General features: G+C 43.0%; 23 protein-coding genes and 1 pseudogene. 4 read left to right on the top strand and 20 right to left on the bottom strand.

The window, feature by feature from the left end; all coding sequences use genetic code 11:
- Positions 1–33: 33 nt before the first annotated feature.
- Entirely contained in the window at positions 34–708 is a 675-nt protein-coding gene (locus LRM47_RS03340; protein WP_243822786.1) for a phosphoribosyltransferase-like protein, read from the bottom strand.
- 91 nt (positions 709–799) lie between these two features.
- On the opposite strand from LRM47_RS03340, the gene LRM47_RS03335 reads away from it, so the two are divergent.
- Positions 800–1,144, top strand: coding sequence for a type B 50S ribosomal protein L31 (locus tag LRM47_RS03335; RefSeq protein WP_129636941.1), 345 nt, complete (start codon positions 800–802; stop codon positions 1,142–1,144).
- 60 nt (positions 1,145–1,204) lie between these two features.
- Here the strand turns inward: LRM47_RS03335 and LRM47_RS03330 are convergent, their stop codons facing one another.
- Positions 1,205–1,798 carry a hypothetical protein gene (locus tag LRM47_RS03330; protein WP_243822785.1) on the bottom strand — a complete coding sequence of 198 codons (594 nt, stop codon included), beginning with the start codon at positions 1,796–1,798 and terminating at the stop codon, positions 1,205–1,207.
- 60 nt (positions 1,799–1,858) lie between these two features.
- Between LRM47_RS03330 and prfA the strand changes: the two genes are divergently transcribed.
- Complete coding sequence (gene prfA, locus LRM47_RS03325) at positions 1,859–2,929, top strand: peptide chain release factor 1 (protein ID WP_320412898.1); 1,071 nt, start codon at positions 1,859–1,861, stop codon at positions 2,927–2,929.
- Here the strand turns inward: prfA and LRM47_RS03320 are convergent.
- Entirely contained in the window at positions 2,926–3,525 is a 600-nt protein-coding gene (locus LRM47_RS03320) for a hypothetical protein (protein ID WP_243822784.1), read from the bottom strand. The two genes, prfA and LRM47_RS03320, sit on opposite strands and share 4 nt — an antisense overlap.
- 140 nt (positions 3,526–3,665) lie before the next feature.
- Between LRM47_RS03320 and prmC the strand changes: the two genes are divergently transcribed.
- Positions 3,666–4,490: a peptide chain release factor N(5)-glutamine methyltransferase gene (prmC, locus tag LRM47_RS03315; protein WP_243822783.1), complete on the top strand. Its 825-nt coding sequence runs from the start codon at positions 3,666–3,668 to the stop codon at positions 4,488–4,490.
- On the opposite strand, the gene LRM47_RS03310 is transcribed toward prmC, so the two are convergent.
- On the bottom strand, positions 4,487–5,251 hold the full coding sequence (locus LRM47_RS03310) for a hypothetical protein (RefSeq protein ID WP_243822782.1): 765 nt from the start codon (positions 5,249–5,251) through the stop codon (positions 4,487–4,489). The two genes, prmC and LRM47_RS03310, sit on opposite strands and share 4 nt — an antisense overlap.
- Positions 5,252–5,272: 21 nt before the next feature.
- Positions 5,273–6,916 carry an LCP family protein gene (locus tag LRM47_RS03305; protein WP_243822781.1) on the bottom strand — a complete coding sequence of 548 codons (1,644 nt, stop codon included), beginning with the start codon at positions 6,914–6,916 and terminating at the stop codon, positions 5,273–5,275.
- A gap of 41 nt (positions 6,917–6,957) precedes the next feature.
- Here LRM47_RS03305 and lepB point away from each other — a divergent pair, with 41 nt between their 5' ends.
- Positions 6,958–7,563 carry a signal peptidase I gene (lepB, locus tag LRM47_RS03300; RefSeq protein WP_243822780.1) on the top strand — a complete coding sequence of 202 codons (606 nt, stop codon included), beginning with the start codon at positions 6,958–6,960 and terminating at the stop codon, positions 7,561–7,563.
- A 6-nt stretch (positions 7,564–7,569) separates the two neighbouring features.
- On the opposite strand, the gene LRM47_RS03295 is transcribed toward lepB, so the two are convergent.
- From LRM47_RS03295 to LRM47_RS03225, 15 genes and pseudogenes are all read right to left on the bottom strand, one after another.
- Positions 7,570–8,448: a ParB/RepB/Spo0J family partition protein gene (locus tag LRM47_RS03295; protein ID WP_232736371.1), complete on the bottom strand. Its 879-nt coding sequence runs from the start codon at positions 8,446–8,448 to the stop codon at positions 7,570–7,572.
- Complete coding sequence (locus LRM47_RS03290; protein WP_243822779.1) at positions 8,445–9,209, bottom strand: ParA family protein; 765 nt, start codon at positions 9,207–9,209, stop codon at positions 8,445–8,447. The genes LRM47_RS03295 and LRM47_RS03290 overlap by 4 nt, the downstream gene beginning before the upstream one ends.
- 95 nt (positions 9,210–9,304) lie before the next feature.
- A complete protein-coding gene (rplU, locus tag LRM47_RS03285; RefSeq protein WP_243822778.1) occupies positions 9,305–9,610 on the bottom strand; it encodes a 50S ribosomal protein L21 in 306 nt (101 codons plus the stop codon).
- Positions 9,611–9,690: 80 nt separating this feature from the next.
- Positions 9,691–10,365, bottom strand: a complete 675-nt coding sequence (locus LRM47_RS03280) for a Fic family protein (protein ID WP_243822777.1) — start codon at positions 10,363–10,365, stop codon at positions 9,691–9,693.
- 41 nt (positions 10,366–10,406) lie between these two features.
- Positions 10,407–11,234 carry a sugar phosphate nucleotidyltransferase gene (locus LRM47_RS03275; RefSeq protein WP_243822776.1) on the bottom strand — a complete coding sequence of 276 codons (828 nt, stop codon included), beginning with the start codon at positions 11,232–11,234 and terminating at the stop codon, positions 10,407–10,409.
- An 8-nt stretch (positions 11,235–11,242) separates the two neighbouring features.
- Positions 11,243–12,592, bottom strand: coding sequence for a TIM44-like domain-containing protein (locus LRM47_RS03270; RefSeq protein WP_243822775.1), 1,350 nt, complete (start codon positions 12,590–12,592; stop codon positions 11,243–11,245).
- Positions 12,593–12,609: 17 nt separating this feature from the next.
- Complete coding sequence (locus LRM47_RS03265; protein ID WP_243822774.1) at positions 12,610–12,858, bottom strand: acyl-CoA reductase; 249 nt, start codon at positions 12,856–12,858, stop codon at positions 12,610–12,612.
- Positions 12,859–12,921: 63 nt separating this feature from the next.
- Entirely contained in the window at positions 12,922–13,662 is a 741-nt protein-coding gene (locus LRM47_RS03260; protein WP_243822773.1) for a hypothetical protein, read from the bottom strand.
- An 87-nt stretch (positions 13,663–13,749) separates the two neighbouring features.
- Positions 13,750–16,659 carry an isoleucine--tRNA ligase gene (gene ileS / locus LRM47_RS03255; RefSeq protein WP_243822772.1) on the bottom strand — a complete coding sequence of 970 codons (2,910 nt, stop codon included), beginning with the start codon at positions 16,657–16,659 and terminating at the stop codon, positions 13,750–13,752.
- The gene (locus tag LRM47_RS03250; RefSeq protein WP_243822771.1) at positions 16,656–17,354 is read right to left on the bottom strand and encodes a DUF4145 domain-containing protein; all 699 of its coding nucleotides are present in this window, start codon (positions 17,352–17,354) and stop codon (positions 16,656–16,658) included. The genes ileS and LRM47_RS03250 overlap by 4 nt, the downstream gene beginning before the upstream one ends.
- Positions 17,355–17,623: 269 nt before the next feature.
- Positions 17,624–18,310, bottom strand: coding sequence for a LiaF transmembrane domain-containing protein (locus LRM47_RS03245; RefSeq protein WP_243822770.1), 687 nt, complete (start codon positions 18,308–18,310; stop codon positions 17,624–17,626).
- Between the two features lie 29 nt (positions 18,311–18,339).
- Positions 18,340–19,329 carry a WxL protein peptidoglycan domain-containing protein gene (locus LRM47_RS03240; RefSeq protein WP_243822769.1) on the bottom strand — a complete coding sequence of 330 codons (990 nt, stop codon included), beginning with the start codon at positions 19,327–19,329 and terminating at the stop codon, positions 18,340–18,342.
- A 100-nt stretch (positions 19,330–19,429) separates the two neighbouring features.
- The gene (locus LRM47_RS03235) at positions 19,430–20,074 is read right to left on the bottom strand and encodes a hypothetical protein (protein ID WP_243822768.1); all 645 of its coding nucleotides are present in this window, start codon (positions 20,072–20,074) and stop codon (positions 19,430–19,432) included.
- A 50-nt stretch (positions 20,075–20,124) separates the two neighbouring features.
- Positions 20,125–20,820: an LPXTG cell wall anchor domain-containing protein gene (locus LRM47_RS03230; protein WP_243822767.1), complete on the bottom strand. Its 696-nt coding sequence runs from the start codon at positions 20,818–20,820 to the stop codon at positions 20,125–20,127.
- 8 nt (positions 20,821–20,828) lie between these two features.
- Positions 20,829–22,143, bottom strand: a pseudogene (locus LRM47_RS03225) (RCC1 domain-containing protein); the annotation flags it as partial.

The raw sequence follows: 22,143 nt of genomic DNA, 5'->3' as shown, positions 1-22,143 counted from the left end.
GATATGTTGCTCCTCCATACTGGGAGTACGCACTTATGCTGCCATAGCCGCCATAACCAAAACGCTTGCCTCATGGCTCTCAGGATCATTATCCACTTCAAATCCTGCAATTCGCTCCTTTACCTGATCGCCGCTAATAATCCAATCATCGAGAAATAAAATCTTAGAGCTCTTGCCAATCTCACCCCTGCCGCCATACACTTTCAATCTACCTTTGTATTCTTCGAATTCATCGTCTGGAAATTTAGATAAGACCAGACTTAAAATATACTGACTACTTTTCATCTCGTTTTTAACACGACACTGACTTAGCGAATTTCCTACGTCAACATAGACCGGCTTATTATCAACTTCTAAATGATGCCTAAGTCTTTTTGCTAGCGCTGTTGCCGCAAAATGCAATTCCGACATGCCCAAAAACGCCAATTCATCTATTAATTCTTTAGCGCAATTCTCCATGTAATCAGGTAAATAATGTTTTGTCGTCTCTATAAATTGCACAAAATCATTTATCGCTTCGTATTCAGTCGTTTTATATCGACTTTTCATGAACGAAGGGTCGCTCGTTTCCGTGCCCAGATAATTATCCGCTTTTACATAGACCATAGGATTACCTCGACTAGCGTCTTGAGCCTGCGATAATAACTTTGGCGGCGCCACTGGACTTAACTCACTCAAAGCATCAGGACTGGTCGGTAACTCAATCATACCTATATTATGTCATAATTTCGCCAAAATAGCAAAGTTAGGGTAACGGACTTTTGACATTTTCCGATAAATTATGTACAATTGAACAGTTATGAAAAGCAGTATTCACCCACAGAACTATCGCCCTGTCGTATTTAGCGACGAACAAGCGGGCTTCGCGTTCTTGACTCAGTCAACAGCGCAAACAACCGAAACTATCAAATGGGAAGACGGCAACGAATATCCATTAGTTAAGGTTCACATTTCATCAGCTTCACACCCATTCTTTACTGGTGAAGAAAAGATTATCGACACCGAAGGTCGTGTTGATCGCTTTAAGGCTCGTCAAGCAGCCGCTGAAGCTCGTAAAGCAGCTTTGGCAAACAAAGCAAAGAAAGCTAACGCTAAAAAAGCAGCTAAAACTGATTCTCCAAAATCAGACAAAAAGACTAAATAATCTGACGAATTAGTCCGACAACTCAAAAACCGCTCAATCACTGGGCGGTTTTATTTTACGTTAGTTCAATCTGACAATACTTATCTCGCGACATAATATTTCACGGTCTCCCCGCATTTTTGCAGCACATAAGCGGTGAGCACCATCGCCTTGCAAAGCCAAAAATACTCCGCCGTCAGAATCCACTACAATATCTACGCTGCGTATTGGAGGGCTAGTTTTCGGATTCATTTCTGCGTATTGCCTAATAATATCGCGACTACTTTTCCCACCTTTCGACTCCGACATTCGCCCTTCTCGCCAATCTTTAATCATCGGTGCAGCCACAAATAATTCAACCGGTAACGGAATATCAGATCCCGGAATCGCTCTCATATCAGGCCACTCACCCTCATATATAGATATTTTCGTTTCACTGGCAATATTATCTTTAATTAATTCATTTAAATCGCGTAGTGAAACTGGCTTCTCTATTGGATGAGCGTCAATCTTAAACAAACTCTTCACAATTAATTCAACTCTCGGATCGTTTGCTGGGATATCCTCTGGAAGATCTTCAATACACTGCACCAGCTCAGACGATTTTCCAACATCGACCAACTTATCAGTATTTTCGTAAACCAAATCACGCGAATCAACCTTGCATTCTCTCATTATCACCATATAATACAATACTGAGAAACATTTGTCAATGTATGATATAATTTTATAGATATGGCAAAGATTTCTTTAGATATGGATTCTCTGAAAAATGAACGAGCTGATTTGAGCAATTTTTTAGCGCAACCTGATGCTTACAGCTCACCAGATTTTACGGTAAAAAACAAACGATTTTCAGAATTAGAAACGCTTATCTCCAAAGGCGAAGAGCGAGAAAACCTGGAAAAAAACTTAGTAGAAGCCAAAAAATTAGCTAACGAAGGCGGCGAATTGGCTGCCCTGGCTAAACTTGAAATTACCGAAACTGAAACTCGATTGACCGAATTAGAAGAAGAATTATTCATCCTGCTTACCCCGAAAGACCCCAACGATGAAAAAAATATCATCATGGAAATCCGCGCTGGCGCGGGTGGCGATGAAGCGTCATTGTTTGCGGCGGAACTATACCGCATGTATTTACGTTGGTGCGAATCTAACGGCTATAAAGTAGAATTAATTAGCGAATCAGCCAATGATTCTGGCGGCTATAAAGAAGTTATCTTCATGATCAAGGGTGACGCACCATACTCTAAATTGAAGTTCGAAGGTGGCGTACACCGAGTTCAACGAGTTCCAGTCACTGAAAGTCAAGGTCGCGTCCACACCTCAACCGTAACTGTGGCAGTTTTACCGGAAGCAGAAGAGGCTGACATTGAAATAAATCCGAACGATTTGCGCGTTGATATTTACCGCTCCAGCGGACACGGCGGTCAAAGTGTGAACACGACAGACTCAGCAGTACGAATCACCCACTTGCCGACTGGAATGATCGTCACAAACCAAGACGAAAAGTCGCAAATTAAAAACCGCGAAAAAGCCATGAGCGTGCTTCGTTCGCGATTGTTACAGATGAAAATTGACGAGGAAAACGCCAAATTAAGTGCCGAGCGACGCTCGTTGGTCGGAACTGGCGACCGCTCGGAAAAAATTCGAACGTACAACTTTCCGCAAGACCGAATCACCGACCACCGCATTCACTACAGCCGCAGCAATATCCCCGCTGCAATGAACGGGGATATCGACGATTTGATTGAAAATCTACAGAGATATGAGCGCGAGTTGAAAGCTCAGAATGCTGGTAATTAGTACGGCTTACGCGGCTCAGCAGACTCCAATAGTTTTGCCAACTTACTTATTTCGTCCACACCGACTGGTTGACGATTTAGCCCCATTTGTTGCTCTAATTTACGATTCTCTACTTCATTTCTACACATATCGAGCGCACGCTTTATGCCCTCAATACTGATACTTTCTTCGGGGCGCAGCGCTCCCCTTAACTCTCGCGAGCGCTCAGCAAGATTGTCATCGTACCTCAAAACCTGATCATCTTCTATATAATAATGATGTCTCTCTTTATCTCCCCCATCCGACTCAATAATTCGTACGGATCGTTCTTCACCTCCCCCATCAAACGTAGCGGACTCCACTTCGACCAATACACAAGATCCGTCTTCTTGAGGAATTTCTAAAAGAATACTCGACTTTATCCCATCTTCTAGTACAGTATGGTCATAAGTTTTCGCATCTCCCGCGAATCTAAGAAACGTCGATAGAACCAGACCCTCAAATTCTGCTGCCGCCCGTATTTTTTCTTCAGTAGTCAGTTCAGGATTAAATCCTTCTGCTACAGACTTCATTTGCTTTGCGGCTTCGCTACTGTGCGTATTATTTGGCAATTCCATTATATATTCATTCCTTTCGCTAATGATATGAAGCCTATAATACTCTCTCTCTTGATTTGTCAATACTTTTTACCATTTTTCTCAGTTTTTGCAAGCATTTTACTTTTTACATTCCATAGATATATGTTATAATTAGCCACATGATTATCTCTGAATGGCTAAAAATTGCCACAAAATCCTTAAAAACGGCAAGCATCCCGTCCGCCAGATTAGACGCTGAATTGATATTAGCCAACACTTTGCGAAAAAACCGCACTTACCTACACGCTCACCTGGACGAAAAAATTGACCCCAGAAGATTTGACATCGCAAATGCCAGACTAGATCTAAGGTTAGACCGCGTACCAATCGCCTACATTCTGGGCTATAAAGAATTTTACGGGCGTAAATTCACCGTATCTCCCTCTGTTTTAATTCCCCGCCCTGAATCCGAAGATCTAATTTCATTATTCTTAGAACTGACCGCCAGTGAAATTGCCGAAAAAGTTTTAATTGACGTTGGCACAGGGTCTGGCTGTCTGGGAATTACTGCCAAATTAGAGAGGAGCAACTTGTCGGTAATCCTATCCGACATCAGCAAACCAGCTTTAAACATTGCAGAAAAAAATGCGAATGCCTTAAATGCGGACGTCCATATTCAACAGCAATCATTACTTAATGGCCAGCTCAAACCAGTCGACTACATTTTTGCCAATTTGCCTTACGTCGATAAGAATTGGGACGTATCTCCAGAACTCCAATACGAACCAGATATTGCGCTTTTCGCCGAAGACGAAGGGCTGAAGTTAATATTGCAATTGATCTCACAAGCACCGCGATGTCTCACCTCAGAAGGTTTACTATTTATCGAGGCGGACCCTCAGCAGCACAATAGAATAATTGACGAAGCCGTGAAAAATGGTTTTATAAAAGAGAGTGTTCTCAATTACATCCTAGTCCTGCGTTTCACTGGCGCCCAAGATTAAATTACTACAGAATTTAAGAACACTAGCATCACTAAGATGATTCCGGCTGTAAGAATCACTGGAGCGGATATGTCCGAGAATCGAATAGCTTTATGTTTGTTATAAGATTGGTAAGCCTTACTGGCGACAAGCGAGAATAGTAATAAGATTATTGTAACCTGTGAAACGCCGCCAAATAGTGATTTTCCGTAACTGTAAGTCCAATAATATGACAGCCAGCCCAGTTCAGCAAAGACGAGCCCCCAAATTGCCGAAAGTAAAACCGTTTGTTCTTCGTCATAGCTGTGCAAGAAATGGCGCGCAGAACTATAACCAATCAAGAACATCAGAATAACAACTACAGAAACTGGCCACTCGTATGACACCACCATCAGAGCAGTTACGCCGACAAAAATAGCGATCAACGACTGCATGGCAACCTGCCAGCGCTTAGACATCGGCTTAATCACGACTAGCCAAATTGCATATAATACAGCCAATGCTACGCGGAAATAAAACACCGACGTAGGTAGATACATAAGGCCAACAACACCAATTCCGACCGTTAAGTCAACCAAGTTAGCCTGAATGTTTGCCCACCAAAAACGCGGACGAACAGCAATTATGCGCCATTTACTCAGCACGACAAGCGCTAACGCTGGAAACGGAGTCTGAAACGCTTGAGCAATAACAAGTAGTGCAGCCGCCAAGCCAATATTTAAGACATAGTAAACCAACTCGCTCCAAAACGTTCTTCGCTTAACAGTTTTCAGTAACTCCATAACTTACTCTATTATACCAAATTATGAGCCAGTTCCCACAACAACGATAAATTGCGCATCAACATTCAAATTATACTTCGAGGAATCTGACGAAACCGAGCCGTACAACTCCTTAAATTTATCTTTTGTAGCAGTTTTTTCTTTACCAGCTGGCAATTGATAAACTTGGGTTTTTGCTACTTTCTCACCACCTGGAACATTGCCAACATGAACAACTTTCATTCCTAATTCTGTCAAGTTGTCCGCTTCTTTCTGCGCTGCGCCAGCCACACCAGAGCCGTTCAAGACAGCAACTGTGGCTTTTTCCTTAGATAGCGGAGTTGCGTAAATCTCAGACTTTATATAAGCGCGGATGTCGTCATAATCATACAATCCCGCAGCTGGCTGGACTATGCTTGCGCCACCCGCCGTGCCAGTGGTCATAAGCACGTTATTTTCCTCCACAAAACTCAATCTGTGAATATCAGATTCTTTTATCTCCGAGCCAAGGTTCATAATTGTGCGGATTTCTTTCGTGTCAATGTTTGTGCGCAAGTTTTTGCCCATGGCATCCATCAGAGACGTCACCTTACCAAAATCAGTCAGCGTTCCCGTGGAAGTAGCTTTGTTTTTCAGTGCCATCATAACCAACTGCTGGTTTCTCTCTCGGTCAAAGTTGGATTGTTCCAATCCGTAAGTTGGCGCCACCAAACCACGCGCTCGAGAGAACCACATCGCTTTTTCACCGTCCATTTCGTGCTTGCCGTTAGTTAATTGCATATAGTGACCTGTTGGACATCGTTCGCGACGTTGCTGATAATTCAACTCCTTCGCTCGACACATCCAGTCCATACTTGGATCAAGAATTCCTCGTGGATCACGACTCTGTACGTCAACGGTAACTCCGCCGACCGCATTGACAGCATCACGAATCACCGCAGTATTAATATGCGCCACGTATTGAATATCCATACCGAATATATCGCCGATGAATTTCTTAGTTTTATCCATTCGTTCGGCTTCTGCCTGCGCGCTATCTCCACTGTTTACACAACCAAAATATTCATTGATTTTACCAGCGTAGCCAGAATTACACGCCATGCCAAATTTTACATACAAGTCACGCGGAATGCTAAACATATACGCGTCCTTCTTTGTCTGATTGACGCTAAGAATCATCATCGAGTCAGTCAATGTCGCACCTGGATGGTCCGGATCGTCATCTGTTGTACCTAAAATCAACACATTACTTCGACCATAAGCATCCTCTTTCAGTTTCTGCTGCGAGAATAGCCCTAAGATTCCGCCGTTATGAAACACCGAGTTCATCGTCTGCCATAATTTTAATAGCAGCCAGCCAGCCACAATTGCAATAATAATTCCGATAACCGCAAGAATAATCCTGGTAATTAACTTTTTCTTACGCTTCTGTTTGCGCTCCTGTCGATGAGAAGGCTTAGTATTTTCATCAATCGCCGCCAACGATTCGCTAATATTCTGCTTTAATTTATTAGCAGAAGTTGGTTGCTGGATACTCCTTGTCGCATTATTCGACACTTGTGGACTATCTTCGTTGCTACGAGTATGCCCGAGCGTAGTCGTTTTTTTGCTAGTAATTTCCCCCAACGAAGTTCGCTGTGGTCGCTTGGCGACAAATCCGTCCATCGACTGTTTGCGTGGTTTCATATCTATTGATTATAACACACAAAACGCTTATAATTGAAACAATGGACGCTACTTTTATGGATCGTCATCCAAAATTACAAGATGGCCTGGGAATGGTCATTTTCGTTGTTGGCGTGGTGATCGGTACACTTTTATTGAACACTTTTGTATTTCAAACTTTCAATGTTGAAGGCGCCAGTATGGAAACAACTATGTACACCGGTGATCGTCTGATCGTCAATAGATTGCCCGTCACTGGTTCAAAATTACAGAATAAAAATTATATTCCAAAGCGCGGACAAGTAATTGTGTTTAAGAATCCGAATTTTAACGCCTCGACAGGCAAAGATGAGTACATCGTTAAGCGTGTAATTGCCTTTGCTGGTGAACGAGTTACTGTAAAAGACGGCACCGTAACTGTTTACAATACAGAGAACCCCGACGGATTTAACCCTGACACCTCAGTTAATAAAAATGAGCCAGGACAGCCTACTTCTGGCGATGTCGATACTACCGTACCGGAAGGCACGATATTCGTCATGGGCGATCACCGCCAAGGAAGCTATTCTTGCGACTCTCGAAACTGCATGGGACCAATCCCCCTTTATGACATCGTCGGGCCAGTTAGTCTACGAATATTCCCATTCAATAAAATTCGCTCGTTCTAATAAAAATTATTTTTCGAGTAATTCTCTTATTCGTTCAAATTCAAGATTATCCTTAAACTTGATACTAATCTGACCAGCTCCACGACCGTTTGTACGAATTTTCACCCCTGTTCCAAATCGCTTTGAAAGACTTTCAACAGCATCCGCGTGAGGCATATCTGCTGGGCGGCGTTTGTTCTCGATTGGACTAGCCTTCGCTTGCTTCCACAAAGTAACAACTTGCTCAATCCGTCGCGCTGACCACTCCTCACGAATAGCTCGCTCCATAATATCTTCCGCAGCGTCATCAGGTAAACCAATTAGAGGTCTTGCTTGTCCTTCATTTAATCGTCCCTCAAACAACGCCTGCTGCACAGACTTCGGCAATTTCAGCAGCCTCAACGTATTACTGACCGCACTTATAGATTTGCCGCCCAGACGCTTACCAATTTCCTCCAGCGTCATATTGAATTGGTCGCGCAATTTTTGATAAGCGGTCGCAGTTTCAAGCGCATTCAAATCATGTCGTTGCAAGTTTTCAATCAAAGAAATCTCCAAGCGATTTTGGTCGCTCATGCTCCTGACAATACACGGCACCTCTGTTAAATTCGCCCTATTCGCCGCACGCCAACGTCGCTCGCCCGCCACGATCAGATATTTATCGCCTTTTGGCGTCACAACAATTGGCTGAACTACACCATGCTCGCGCACCGATTCCGTCAACTCATTCAAAGCATTCTCATCAAAAAAACGGCGCGGCTGATCTGGATCTGGGACAACTTGATCAATAGCAATATCTCTAAGATGAGAAACTTTCACGTCCTGTTGTGCTGTCGGGTCGAACGTTTCATCAATCAAATTGGTTGGAATCAATGACCCAAAACCTCTACCTAAACCTTTTTTCATCGTTCCACCCTCTCTATAATTTCTTTCGTTAGCGCCTTATAAGCCCGAGAGCCTTTTGAAAAACGATCATATGCACCAACTGGCGCGCCATGACTAGGGGCTTCAGCCAAGCGAATGTTTCTCGGAATGCTATTCTTAAAAATCTTATCTGGGAAATATTTTTTAACCTCAGCGTGAACTTGACCAGACAAAGTCGTCCTGGAGTCCATCATCGTCAGTAAAACGCCCAGTAATTCCAGAGGCGGATTAAGCCCCTTCTTTATCAATTTCATACTTTCCAAAAGCTGCCCCAATCCTTCCAATGCGTAAAATTCTGTCTGAACTGGAAGCAATACGTAATTAGCGGCAATCATACCGTTGACTGTCAACAAACTCAAGCTAGGCGGGCTATCAATAATAATATAATCGTAATCCGTCGCCTTCTGTAAAGCCTCTCGTAAGCGGACAAACCTTCCCTGCGCCTGCGCCAATTCCACTTCCGTATTCGCCAAATGAGGTGTAGCTGGAGCGATTGATAAGTTTTTATATTCCGTTGGCAATATGATATTCGATAGGTCAATTTGTCGCATAATCACCTCTGATGTTGTTGCGCCCAAATTTTGCTTATCTATTCCAAGTCCACTGGTGGCATTGCCTTGTGGATCAAAATCCACCAACAATGTTTTCTTGCCAGCTTTTGCCAAAAAATATGCCACATTAATTGACGTCGTTGTTTTGCCGACGCCACCTTTTTGATTTGTCACCGCAATGATTTTTGTCATTCGTTCCCCTTTTTACCTGCCTTAATTATAGCATGAGCAGAACATAAATAACAGACATCAAAAAACCGCTTCCTTTGCGAAAGCGGCTCTTTGGATTATTTGATTGACGTAATTTCAATCTTCGTGTACTTCTGGCGATGACCAGTTTCTTTGTGTACACGCTTCTTACTCTTGTAGCGGATAACGCGAAGCTTGTCGCCCTTAACTTCCGCTTCTACGACCTTAGCTTTAACGCTAGAGCCTTTTACAGTTGGCGCACCAACCTTGATTTTATCACCATCAATCACTAAAAGTGCGTCGAGAGTGAGTTCTTTTGTGCCTTCAGGGAGGAGATCCACCAAGAGGGACTCTTTTTCGCTGACAAGATATTGTTTGCCAGAGATTTTTACGACTGCTTTCATTTCGTTCCTTAATTATTATGAATTAACTCTAATAATTCTATCAAAAACTAGCAATAAAATCAAGTACACATCAGTAGCAATTACTTATAAAGTGATGCCTGCCCAAAAGGTCCAGTATATAACCTATCGTCTTTATGTTCAGACGACAGCAGACTTCCTAAATACGCAATGACATCTTCTGGATTTGACTGAGATTTACCTTCGGGCAGATATGGAATATAGCCATTAATTATAAAGCCGCCACGCTCCCTTGCGATATATCGAGATTCAGAAACTATACCGTAATTATTCTCCCATCCATCATCATATTCCTCGTGGAATATGGAACCTACAATTCGAGCCGTTCTACCGTTGCCGTCCCGAAACGGATGAAGCAGCACAATACCAAGCGCAGCCACATCGCCAAGCCGTTCTGGATTAACATCATAAGAAGATTCTTTTATCAATCTCATCAATTCGCTCATCACCTCGTAGCGATACTCAACAGGTATAGTTTCCTTGTCGCCTATTTTCATAACGCCATCTTCTAAAATCAATGAATCAGCAGACCCCTGAACTCCCCTATTAATATTATCGATAAGCCCAGCAAAATCCTCAAGGCTAGCATTCTTAAATTGATTCGCCCGCTCCTTTGGCGTAGAGCCATCAATACCAGCCTCAGCTACAAGATTCTTAAGACCCTCCGCAGACAACACCTCGCCAGGATTCTTAATTTCGACTCCGTTCATAGTTGTTTGTTTTGGATGTTTTTCCATGTACGAACTATACAATAGCACAAAAGATCGATATAGTCAAGTTAGCAAGTAGCGTTTTTCGCCATGGCGTTATTCGCCTTCAACCAACCGCTCGGTGAGCCGCATTCCATATATTCGCCCTTAGCTTCGCCGACAACAATCACGCCGCCGCCATCGATGTACGCATTAATCGCGTCCGTTAGCTCAAACTCGCCTCTCTTAGGATTCGCCGGCAAAGTTCGCGCCAACTCGAAAATCTCTTTGTTCAAGACGTAAAAACTTGAATTACTGAGGTTACTTGGAGCTTCTTCCAATTTTGGCTTTTCAATTATTCGCACAAAATTGCCCTGATTGTCAGTTTCAATAATCCCTGTTTGCGGAATAAATTCCTCTTCGACAGGATTTCCTAATAGCCCAGCCGACAATCCGCGCGACTCCACTAACTCCGCCAAATCTGCCGCGTTTGAGCCACCGTCATCACGCCAAAAGAATTGATCGCCCATAATCACAAAGGCCGACTCGCCCTGTTCGATAAATTCGCTCGCCAGACCAACTGGAATGCTTGTGCCGTAACCACCAGTTCCCGGCTGAGTTAAAAAATGTATTCGGACATCTTGAAGTGGCGCCACCAGAGGAAGCTTATCCTGTTTGCCCGCTCGACGTAAATAATCGTTCAATTGAATATTCGAACGATAATAGCTCTGCACCTGTGTGCTCTGTTCACCCACCACAAAGTAAATATCCTTTACGCCCGCTCGTACAACATCTTGCACAATATAATCAATCACTGGATGAGTACCAACTGGCAACATACACTTTTCAATAGATTTGGTAATCGGCAGCATCCGCGTTCCCCAACCAGCGACCGGAATAATAGCTTTAGTAATCATAGCACCTCCTACATTTTCAGCTCTTTATGAGCTCTTCTTAAAATCTCCAACATTTCCGCATAGCGTTTTTCATCAGAAGAAACCCGGGCATATAGAATAACTATATTATCCATCACTTCAATGTTAGCTTTTATATCCTGGTCATACAGCCACGCCATAAAACTCGGATTTAATAACTCGAAGCTCGCCGCCTGATCTTCGTTTGTGGCAAAAATGGTATAGCGTTTATTAAAATCACCCCACTCCATTTTGACTTTTTTGTATCCAAACGGAGCTATCACGCGCTTCCTAAAAATGCTATTATCACCCCTGTCGACCAAAATTCCACCGTAAGATTTGGGCAGCATAATCTGACCGATAAGATAGTTAACCTCATCTTTGTTTTTACCCTCGTCCGTAAATCCATTGCCGTTTTTAAGCACACAAGTATAAAGCTGAACAAGAATGCCACCATCCCAAATACCAATAACGTGGTTATTTACGTCAGCAGAGTTAAAATAGCGCGGCAAAAATAAGTTACCACCCTTCGGAAGAAGTAGCCTACCCCAATCCAGGCTAAAATACATGCCGTTATCCTTAGCAAACTTATTCAGCGAGCCAACTAATGTATTAATGTCCTCAGTTGGCTGATTTATACCATCTAATTTCCACTCATTGCCTTCACGAACAAAGTTCCACTTCTCCGCAAATTCTTCGTTAGTACTTCGGATTTTCTTACCTGTAGCAACCTCCTCTAGCCTATCGTCTGCTTCCGCCAAAAATGCTACACTCACCCGATCACTTTGATTATTAGCGTCGTCATGCGCGTCAGCAAAAATAGCCTCATTTATCCGCACGTTATCGACGATATTCCTACGACCCATTTGACGCAAAGCCTGCATCACTAGTCCAATGTGATTTGAATATCTCTGTGTCGTGTACCTACGAATTGACTCATAATCTAAGTTACTCCAATCATACTGAAACCTCTCGAAAACTTGCCTAGCGTAATTAGTAAGATTATCTGGCTGCCATAACGAATCAGCGGAGGAAGCTTGGCGAACTGTATTCGTAGCCGCCTCACTATTTTGGCGAAATAATTTGAGCTTATCAACAAATACAGAGATAGCAGCCCCCACGAAAGTAGAAATAACTGCACATATGAACCACATTAAATCAGCTAAATACAGTAAACTAAAAACTAGTCCAACAGCAACGCCCACCAAGAAGCCTGCTATTTTTGATCTAGTCTTCCTTTTTACAAAACCTGCCACACCGCCCGATACAGCCGCAGGTAGCATCAAAATTAAGGACCCTCCAGAAGAACCCGACCCTCCTCCGCCGGCTCGAGCAAAAAACGTAAAAAACTCAATTAGCATGAGCTAATTATACACTATTATCTGTCAAAATCGCCATCCGCACGAGACCAAAACTTACGAATATCCTCTATATCGTCGGCATCCAGACGAATCGCCTGCGGCTCCCGCTGCTCTTTAATAATTTCTTCAGCAAGTCCGTCTGCCAGCGGGTCGATTGGCGAAAACCCTATTTTACTACCAAATAATTTGTTGAATAAATTTTGCATAACTTTTTTATTTTTATCAATTAACAATGATATATTAGCATAAGTACGATTAAAAGTCAATAGAATATCCTCCCCGTGAAGAGGAGGATATTTTTACTGAAATTCTTACGAGAATCTACAAGATTACGATCGCTTAATAATCGCAGCACCGCCAGCGGTAATTGCCGTAATAGCAGCGACAATAACTGAGTATACACTCGCGCCAGTTTCAGCTAAAGTCTCAGTAGGCTTATCTTCTTTGCGTGGAGAAGCTGGAACTGAGGTTGATTCTACTAGAACTGGAGTAGCCGCTACATTAACGCTTTCTGATTCAGTTGAAGCTTCAGGATTTACTGGATTTGCTGGAGTAGCTGGATCTGGATTAGCAGGAGCTTCCGGCAAACTTTCTGGGTTTTTCAATGTTGCCGATGTCTGGCTCAACTTCACTGCCTTTGTCAGATTGCCACCAACAGTCAATGCGACAGTTTGGCGCAATGAGTTGTCGTAAGTGCCTTCTTTGTCGAACCAGTATGTGTCAATTAAAATAGGAGTATCGTATGGTATTGAATTGGCAGAACTTGGGTAATACTTCTTCACCAAATCCTCGATCGACAGCTCACTGCCCTGCATCAATTCTTGACGAATTGGGCTTCTCAACTGAATCTTATTTGTACCACTCGTTAGCACGAATCGATAGTGGTCGTTAGCAACCCCTTCGAACTTAATTGTGTTTTTCTCACCTTTATACTGAGCGGTGGAAATTGTTATTTTTGGTGCAGCTGGCGGATTAGCTTCTAATGCAGATGCAGATGCGGTTACGTTGCCGAATATTACGCCAACGGTAGCCAATGCAGCAATAGCTCCAGCCTTAATCAAGTTAATCATAGCTTATCCTTTCAAATTATTATGCTATGAACTTATTATACTAGCTGCCCTTGACTTTTGCAAGCATAGACGTTATAACTTGGTTTTTTACGCCTTTTTCAAGGAAATTTCCGCCAATTTACCCTCGATTTTGGCATCATATTTTTCCGATTCATCGACTGCAGAATTTAATTCCACAGCAAGAGTTTCAGATTTAATGACGTCAGCGAAAGCGTCGATAGCTTGAGATATCTCAGAATCGTCACTGGAAATACTCAGTACAATTCGATCATCTATCTGTAAACCAGCCTGCTTGCGTGCGCTTTGAACGTGGCGAATGATTTCACGCATCAAGCCTTCGCGCTTTAATTCAGGGGTGATTGTTAAGTCATAAACAACACTCGGTTGCGCCGGCTCAGACTCTGAATCTGTAACAATTTCAACCGATTTCACGTTCAATTCATCTTTAGCGATATCAATCAAGAATTGTGCAACTTCCGCTGGCGTATCTTGAGAAATAGTGTTGATAAGTTTCACAGATGCCAACGGCTGACGCACCTTAATTCCCTCCGATGCGCGCTTCGACAAGCCATCATTCACCGCAGTACGCAACGCATTCATGTCGCGTAGCATTGAATTATCTATTTTACCAGCCGGCAACCAATCTTTAAGATGAATCGACTCGTTATCACCCGTCAAATTATGGTACAATTCTTCCGCTAAGAATGGCGTAAACGGCGCTAGCATATAACTGAGTCGCACCAAAACATAATGGAGCGTGCGGTAAGCGTCATTTTTATCACCGTCATCTTCAGATTTCCAGAAGCGACGACGACTACGTCGAACATACCAGTTACTTGCGTCGTCTAAGAATGGCAAGATCGGCTTAGTTGCATCCTGAAGATTGTAATTATTAAGACCTCGCTCGACCTCTGTTATCAATTGATGCAACCTCGACACAATCCAAATATCCAACGGATTTGTTAAATCGTGAAGCGGATCTGACAAATCGCCATTAAACTCCCAGCCATCAACTTCAGCATACATCGTGAAGAAGTCGTACATATTCCAGATCATACCAAGCTTACGCGCTACATCCATCACGTCCTTATCTGCCAAGGCAAAGTTTTCGCCGTTTGTTAGTGGACTTGAAAGCATCAAGAATCGGAAGCTGTCGGCCGAAGTCTTATTCATCAATTCCATCGGATCGGTATAATTCTTTAGCTTCTTGCTCATTTTTTTACCGTCGGCAGCATTGATAAATCCAGTACAAATCAAATTCTTCCATGGAGATTTACCAAACAAAGCCACGTTTACCGCCGTTAAACTATAAAACCAGCCACGAGTTTGATCAATCGCTTCAATGATAAAGTCAGCCGGAAAACTTGTTTCAAATTTTTCCTTGTTCTCAAATGGATAATGGAATTGAGCAAACGGCATCGAGCCAGACTCAAACCAACAGTCCAAAACTTTACCAATGTGATGCATTTCTGCGCCGTCGCACTCAAACGTAACGTCCATAACTTGCGGCAAATGATAATCGTCCAACTTGCGACCCGTAACTTCTTCAAATTCTGCAAAGCTTCCAATCACCTTCACTACTTCCGTGCCATCATTTTTCACGCCCTTCCACACTGGAATTGGTGTTGCCCAATAACGATCGCGGCTCAAATTCCAATCTGGCGCCTGCTCGATGATGTTATGGAATCGTCCAGTCCTCAGATTATCTGGCGTCCAGCTTGTTTGCTCGTTCGCCTCCAACATTTCCTTTTTCTGGCTCTGAATATCCATAAACCAACTTGGGTGAGCACGGTACATCAATTTCGTGCCACATCGATGACAATGCGGATATTCGTGGCGAATATATTCAATTTTCAGCGCCCGACCCTCTTCCAGTAAAGTCTTCGCTATCTCTTTATTCACCTCCCAGATATTGCGACCCAGCCACCTGCCCTCTGTGTAATTTCCATCGCCATCGACCAACGACAGTACTGGAACGTCATTTTTTCGACACAATTCATAATCGTCCTCCCCGTAAGCTGGCGCAATATGAACAATTCCCGTACCATCCTCAGTCGTCACAAAATCGGCATGAAGAATCTTATGCGCAGCCGGCCCACGATTTTCGAATAGCGGCTCGAATCTTTTACCCACCAATTCAGAACCTTTAATCGTCTTAACAATTGAATATTCCAGCGGCTGATGTTTTTCATCCGTCATAACTTTCTCAACACGGTCGCTCGCAACGTAAAACTTTTTATCGCCGTACGCCACCAAAGAATAATCAACGTCTTGATTTACCGCCAAGACCATATTTGCCGGCAAAGTCCACGGCGTTGTCGTCCATGCAAGCAAATACTCATCCTCATCCTCCAGCTTAAAGTAGACGAACAAGCTCGGGTCGGTGTCCATTTGATAACTATTCTCCATAGCCACTTCACTCTTAGAAATTGGCGTCGCGTCCTTTGTGCAATAGACCAAAATCTTTTCGCCTTCATAGATTTTGCCTTCTTCGTAAAGTCTCTTGAACGCCCACCAAACAGATTCCATGTAATTATTATCCATGGTTTTATAAGCGCCCTTAAACTCGACCCAACGTCCAATTCGCTCAATCGTGTCTTCCCACTCAGTGCCAGTTCGCACCATAGCCGCTCGACATTCCTTGACATAGTCTGAAACGCTAATTTTCGTGCCAATCTCTTTTTTGTTAGAAATGCCTAGCGTTTTTTCGACGTAAACCTCCGCTGGCAGTCCGTGACAATCCCAACCCCAACGGCGCTCAACTCGCTGACCTTTCATTGTGTGAAATCGTCCCATCGTATCCTTCACAGTACTGACCAACAAATGTCCGTGGTGTGGCGTTCCCGTCAAAAACGGAGGACCGTCATAAAAAACCCAAGAATTATCAGCGGGACGTTGCGCGACCGACTTGTTAAATGTGTCGTCATCTTTCCATCGCTGCACCCAATCTTTCTCATATTCTGCAGCTCGACGACGTGTTCCATGTTTGAATTTCATTGCAATTTCTCCTTATTCTTATTTTTACTATCTCGTGATTCAATCTGATCTTTAATTCCCTCTGGCAAACCTTCAAATAATTCATTTATCTGATTCTCCTGGGTAATAAGCCTGTCGGTAACATAGTTCATTAGCCCATACATTTTGTGCACCAGGTCAGGATCTTCATCAAGCTTAATCTCCCCAGGGTGAGCTCCACTATTACCAAACACCCTTAGAATATCTAGAGCCCTTTGTGTTTCAGGTTCAACACCCAACGCAACTATTTTCTTTATATCATCATTTATATTTTTACCGTCACCCCCCACAGCACCGAGAAATATCTGCAATCCTAGTCTCAGCAGTGCTGCAGCCGCACGTGGTGAAATAGACAAAACTTGAGCTGATTCTCTATATAGTTTTTTAACCTCATCCGGCATATCATCATTCGGGTCTTCCACTGTAATTTGTGCCGGATAAACTAAAGACTCCTCAATCCAGATAGACCATTTATTACAATGTGTACATTTTGATGCGGCAAATAAATCTGACGGCAAGAGCTCCTCACTAGGATTATAGGGTAAATTGAGAGTCATCACATTAACTAGTTCGCCACACAAATTACTGATCCATGTTTGATGTGCAAATACCTTACAGTGTGCACAATTAAATTCTTTCTTTCTGTATTCTGGTGGATAATATGCTGTTTTTGTCATAATTCTCCTAAATTAAAATCACCTCTTTTGACTTCGAGAATCCGCTCAGGTGTTTTATGCGGACGGTACCATCTCGATTCCAAAAGAAGTGATTCTTTCAGCTCTTTATTTGCTATTTACGCAAGCTCACGGCAGGTTCTAATCTCGACTTTATGTCGATTTCTTCCCGCAGACTTCACGGCTGATAACCGCTCATTTCACGCCAATTCAACATACGCGAAAACGCCCTACTGTTATTGTAGCGCGTTTTCATCAAAATCCCAAGAACTTTATTTAATTTCCAGACCGCCTAAAATACACTCACCCTTCAGATATAGAGTCTTTTTCGCAGAATCTTTAGGTAGAGTTTTATCATCAGTTCCACCCAAAAATCCGCGTACTTCGTTCTCGATAATCACATCGTCTGGCAAAGTAATATTAACGCCACCGCAAAATGTAAAAATTTCAATCACAGAACCGTCTTTAATCTTTGCTTGACGCAAATCCAAATCCACGCCACCAAATATCGCAACCAACGAACCGCCAGTATAATCACCTTTTACAGAGTCTTCTTCGCCCCAAAAACAAGCAATTTTCTCATTACCTGCTCCGTCTTTGTCCAACTTTTTGGAGCGCTTAACACCCTTAGGGCTAGTATTGAACATCATTGCCAAACCAGCAGCAATCAAAACTACAGGCCAAAATACCTTCCAAATACTAACGTCAACTATTCCGTAAGAATTGAAGCCAATCAGAACGCCAATCGCAACCAGCAATAATCCCCAAATCCACGCCGTTTTATTTCGATAATTGAATATATTCACCAGCCCAGATAATACAAATCCTGCAGCCCAAACTGTACCCCAGAAAATGTCCCAGCTAATGTTAATAACTTCGAGGTTTTTCAGTAGTAAAACCCCACCGAGCGCCACGATTACAATGCTCAAAAACGCTCTAATCAGAGAACTTTTCTTCATACATCTATTCTATCACTTTTTTCATAAACTCAACGTTTTTTAAATTGAACAGTTTTTTTGTTCCGCTTTGATTTTATGATAATTATCACTATCAAAATAATGAACAAAAGTATTCCGCCGCCAATCATCATTAACGCTGTAGTTGATGGCCAGAAGAACAATTCTTTTGGTTCGGCGGTTTTTGTGATTAGCTCATTTTTATCCTGACTAATTCCCCACTCGCCAGCCTTCTTTTTATAGGAAATCGACAACTCTACTTTATATTTTCCACCCCAAAATGGCGCCAAATTGCTATCAAAATTAAACTGCCGCGTTTCATTCGCAATCATCGCGTTCACGCCACCGTTTTTATAAACAACATTCCCCATCGGGTCTTTCACAACCAGCTTTACGTCAACATCAGCCGACACATTGCCAGAATTTTTTAAGGCGATTTCATACAATTGACTGCTGTTAGAATTCTTAACATTAAACTTCTCAATCGTCACGTCACGGTGAATATCGCCAGGAACGGTTATTGCCATACGGATAGCCTGACGAGTCTGAACTTGAATGCCGCCAGCATTATTTGACGACTGCTTAGCCTTCCGCTGAACAACCATACATGCATTATGCTCGCCAACATCTGCTTTGCTTGGAACATTTACCGTAAAATCAACAAGCGTGTTCTCGTTCGCACCAAGAGTCACCTCTTTTTTAGAGACAGAAACCCACTTGCCCGCACCAACTTTATCCTCCGACTTCTCTTTGCAAGTCATATCACCAGTCGTCGTAACCGTACCGTCAACCGAATAAACTTCAATCGTTTCTTCTTTATCAGACCCGTTTTGAACATACAATTGGTCAGATTTCGAAGCGCCACCAGAAAGATTATAGATGAAAATTGAGCTTGTCCTGGGATTATTCGGATCAGGATTTGCTGGTCGACCACCAATACCATTAGCAGACACCGACATAGGCAAAATCAGCCCTGCAATCATCGCCACTCCAATAACTTTACTCCACAACGAATTCTTCATATCCCTCCTTAAAAACCTATTATGCTTATTATATCAATGTCGCACATAAAAGAATAGACATCCATCAGAATGCCTATTCTCGTTTAACAATTTAAGTCCGCTAAAGAGCCGTAATCGTTTGAACCATTGGCAATACGTATGTACCTGCTGCCTGACCAGCTGGGATGGTTTGGGCTAATGAGGTATTAGTTATATATCCAGCCCATACTTTACTAGCAGTCGCTGAAGCGCTCATTAGTGTTACGGGGCTAGTACCAGAAAAGGTCGTAGAAGTACCCTTGGTAATACCTGCAGCTGCACCAATTACAGGAGTTACCGTACCGCCAGCTGGATTAACTGTTAGGCGACCTTCGTTAATGGTTCCATTGTATTTATACTGTTTTCCACCGCCTGCAGACCAAACACCAGTTCCTGGAGTCGCTACGTTTAGTGTCAACGTCCAGCCATTATCTGCGGCACCTGGGTTTTCGGCATAAATTCGATTGTCGTTATTCCCAAAAACACCAGTTCCCGATCCTAATGAAGATGACACTGTCGTAGCGCCCATAGCGAATGTTGGATTATTAACTAAGGAATTCGTTGAATCACGGATATCAGTACTCAAAACTCCAGGATTAATTGTCTGAGAGAGTTTAGAGTTAGCAGTAGTTGCGGCATTAGCTACAGAAGAGTTTGTCATATTATACAACCCCAATAGACCAACTACGCCTACGCTCGCAACGATCAACAACGTTAATTTTTTCATTTTTTCTCCTTACTTAATTTATTACATTATAACTTATTATGCTTATTTTTTCATTCATCCCTCTTTTTCTGTTTTTTAACAATAAATAACATAATGAACGCCGCAACAATTACACCAATACCAGCAGCCATAATCATCCATAAATTAATTCCCGTATTAGCCAAAGACTTACTTATCTCTTTAACAATCTTTGGAATAACAATAACATCTTCAGTGGTCTTTTTCGGAGTCGTAAATGAAAAATCAGCAATCCGCACTACTTCTGGGGATGTTGCATTATCCTTCAGCTTAGTCGTAACACGACCGTTATAGGTATGTTCTGGAACTGGCGGCATAAAATTATCACCCGGATGATTATTCTGCCAATTTGAAAAATCCAACACCCATATATTTCCGTTAACTTTAAGCTCGCTATCCCGTCCCAAAACAAAAGTCCGACCATTAAACTCAACCTTCAAATCGTGCTGTCCTGTCGCGGGATCAGCTATTGTATGTACCGCATCATAAACACCATATACCAACAAATCTTTCCCATTTACCAAATCAAATTTAGAGAATTTTGGCAGAAAAATCGGACAAATTGACTCATTCATCTGGCTACCATTTTCCAGAGAATCATGAGTACAATCAGTGATCACTTGCGACAAATTAGAATTAGCCGACGAATCCGCAAGAGCCGAATAAGGACTACTCAAAGTAGCTAGTATTGTTATGGCGATGAATAATTTTTTTACTCTATTTTTCATACTCAACCTTACTGCGCTGTTACCGTTAATGTCATTGGCAATTCATAAGTTCCTGGTTTTTGATATGCTGGAATAGTCTGATTTAATCGAACATTCTGTAGCAAAAATGCGCATCCCAATTGACCAGTTGATCCACTGCTGCTCATCAATGTAACGCCGTTAGCCGTAGCAGTCCCCACCTTAAATTGAGAATCAACACCCTTTGATATTCCTGATGTTTGACAAGTTGAACCGCTCAATGAATTGCCCGAAGCTAAGACAGATGATGTCCCAAAATTAACAGACAGAAATCCCTGATCACCATTAGTGCCGTTGAACATATACGATTCTGTGCCGCCAGTTCGCTTCCACTTGGCGGTCACACCGTCAGATGCCGACAACACAACGCTCCACCCAGAGCTGGTCTGTGTATTCGTAACTTCAATTTGTTTCGAGCTTGAGTTGGACAAGAGGGCGCTGGTAATTACACTACTGCTACCAATAATGGAATTATCAAAATTCGTGACAGGATTCGCGACCGTAGTGCCAGCATTATCCCTAAAACGAATGTCTAACGACCCAGGAGCGGTCTTAAATTCTGGATACGTTGTGTAGCTGTCAATACTAGATCCAGGAGCGGCAGTCGTGTCGGTTACCACACGGACACAATAGCTGGTGTTTTGTTCCAAGCCATTATCTGCCAAGACAAGGTCCCATAAACCAGTCTGCCCTGACTCAATGCCTTGATAATTAGTAAAAGTTAACGATGAATCAGTTGTTGGACGAACAATCGATTGGTGGACGTAATTGTGGCTGTTGGTGGGCAGCACTGGATTGTCAGAGATAGCACTAATGGCTGTTTGATGCGCTGGACCAGTGGCAGCATAACGCAGACTGGAGTTTGTAGTAATATTTTGCCAATCACCAGACGGCACAGCACTACAACTGGCGGCAGTTTTCTTGGCATATTGAGCGCGAAGTTTCATGTTGCCAGGAGGAACTGTGGTGTTCTGAAGAGTTTTATTGCCGTCCGCCGTCAGACCCACCCTAATCCGGAACGAACTGCCAACTTCTGGTAAAGTGGCCACCGCATTGGTTGCAGCCAATGGCATTCCTGGCTGAACGGCATTATTCCATTTATATAACCGACTAGCTGATTGCTCAACTGGCACATTAACGCCAGCTGAACTAACTGCCAACGGAGTTAGCGAGCCAGTGATCGAGTCGCCGCCTAGTTCCAGCCCCCAGCAGTAGGCTTTGTTTTGGGTGGTGAGGGCGCAGGTGTGGATGCTGCCGGCAGCAATGGACTGGAAGCTGACGCCGGCTGGCATTTGGACGGCGACT

The organism is Candidatus Nanosynbacter sp. TM7-076 (assembly GCF_022828325.1).
GTDB lineage: Bacteria > Patescibacteriota > Saccharimonadia > Saccharimonadales > Saccharimonadaceae > Nanosynbacter.
This window is presented reverse-complemented; position numbering and strand designations above follow the sequence as displayed.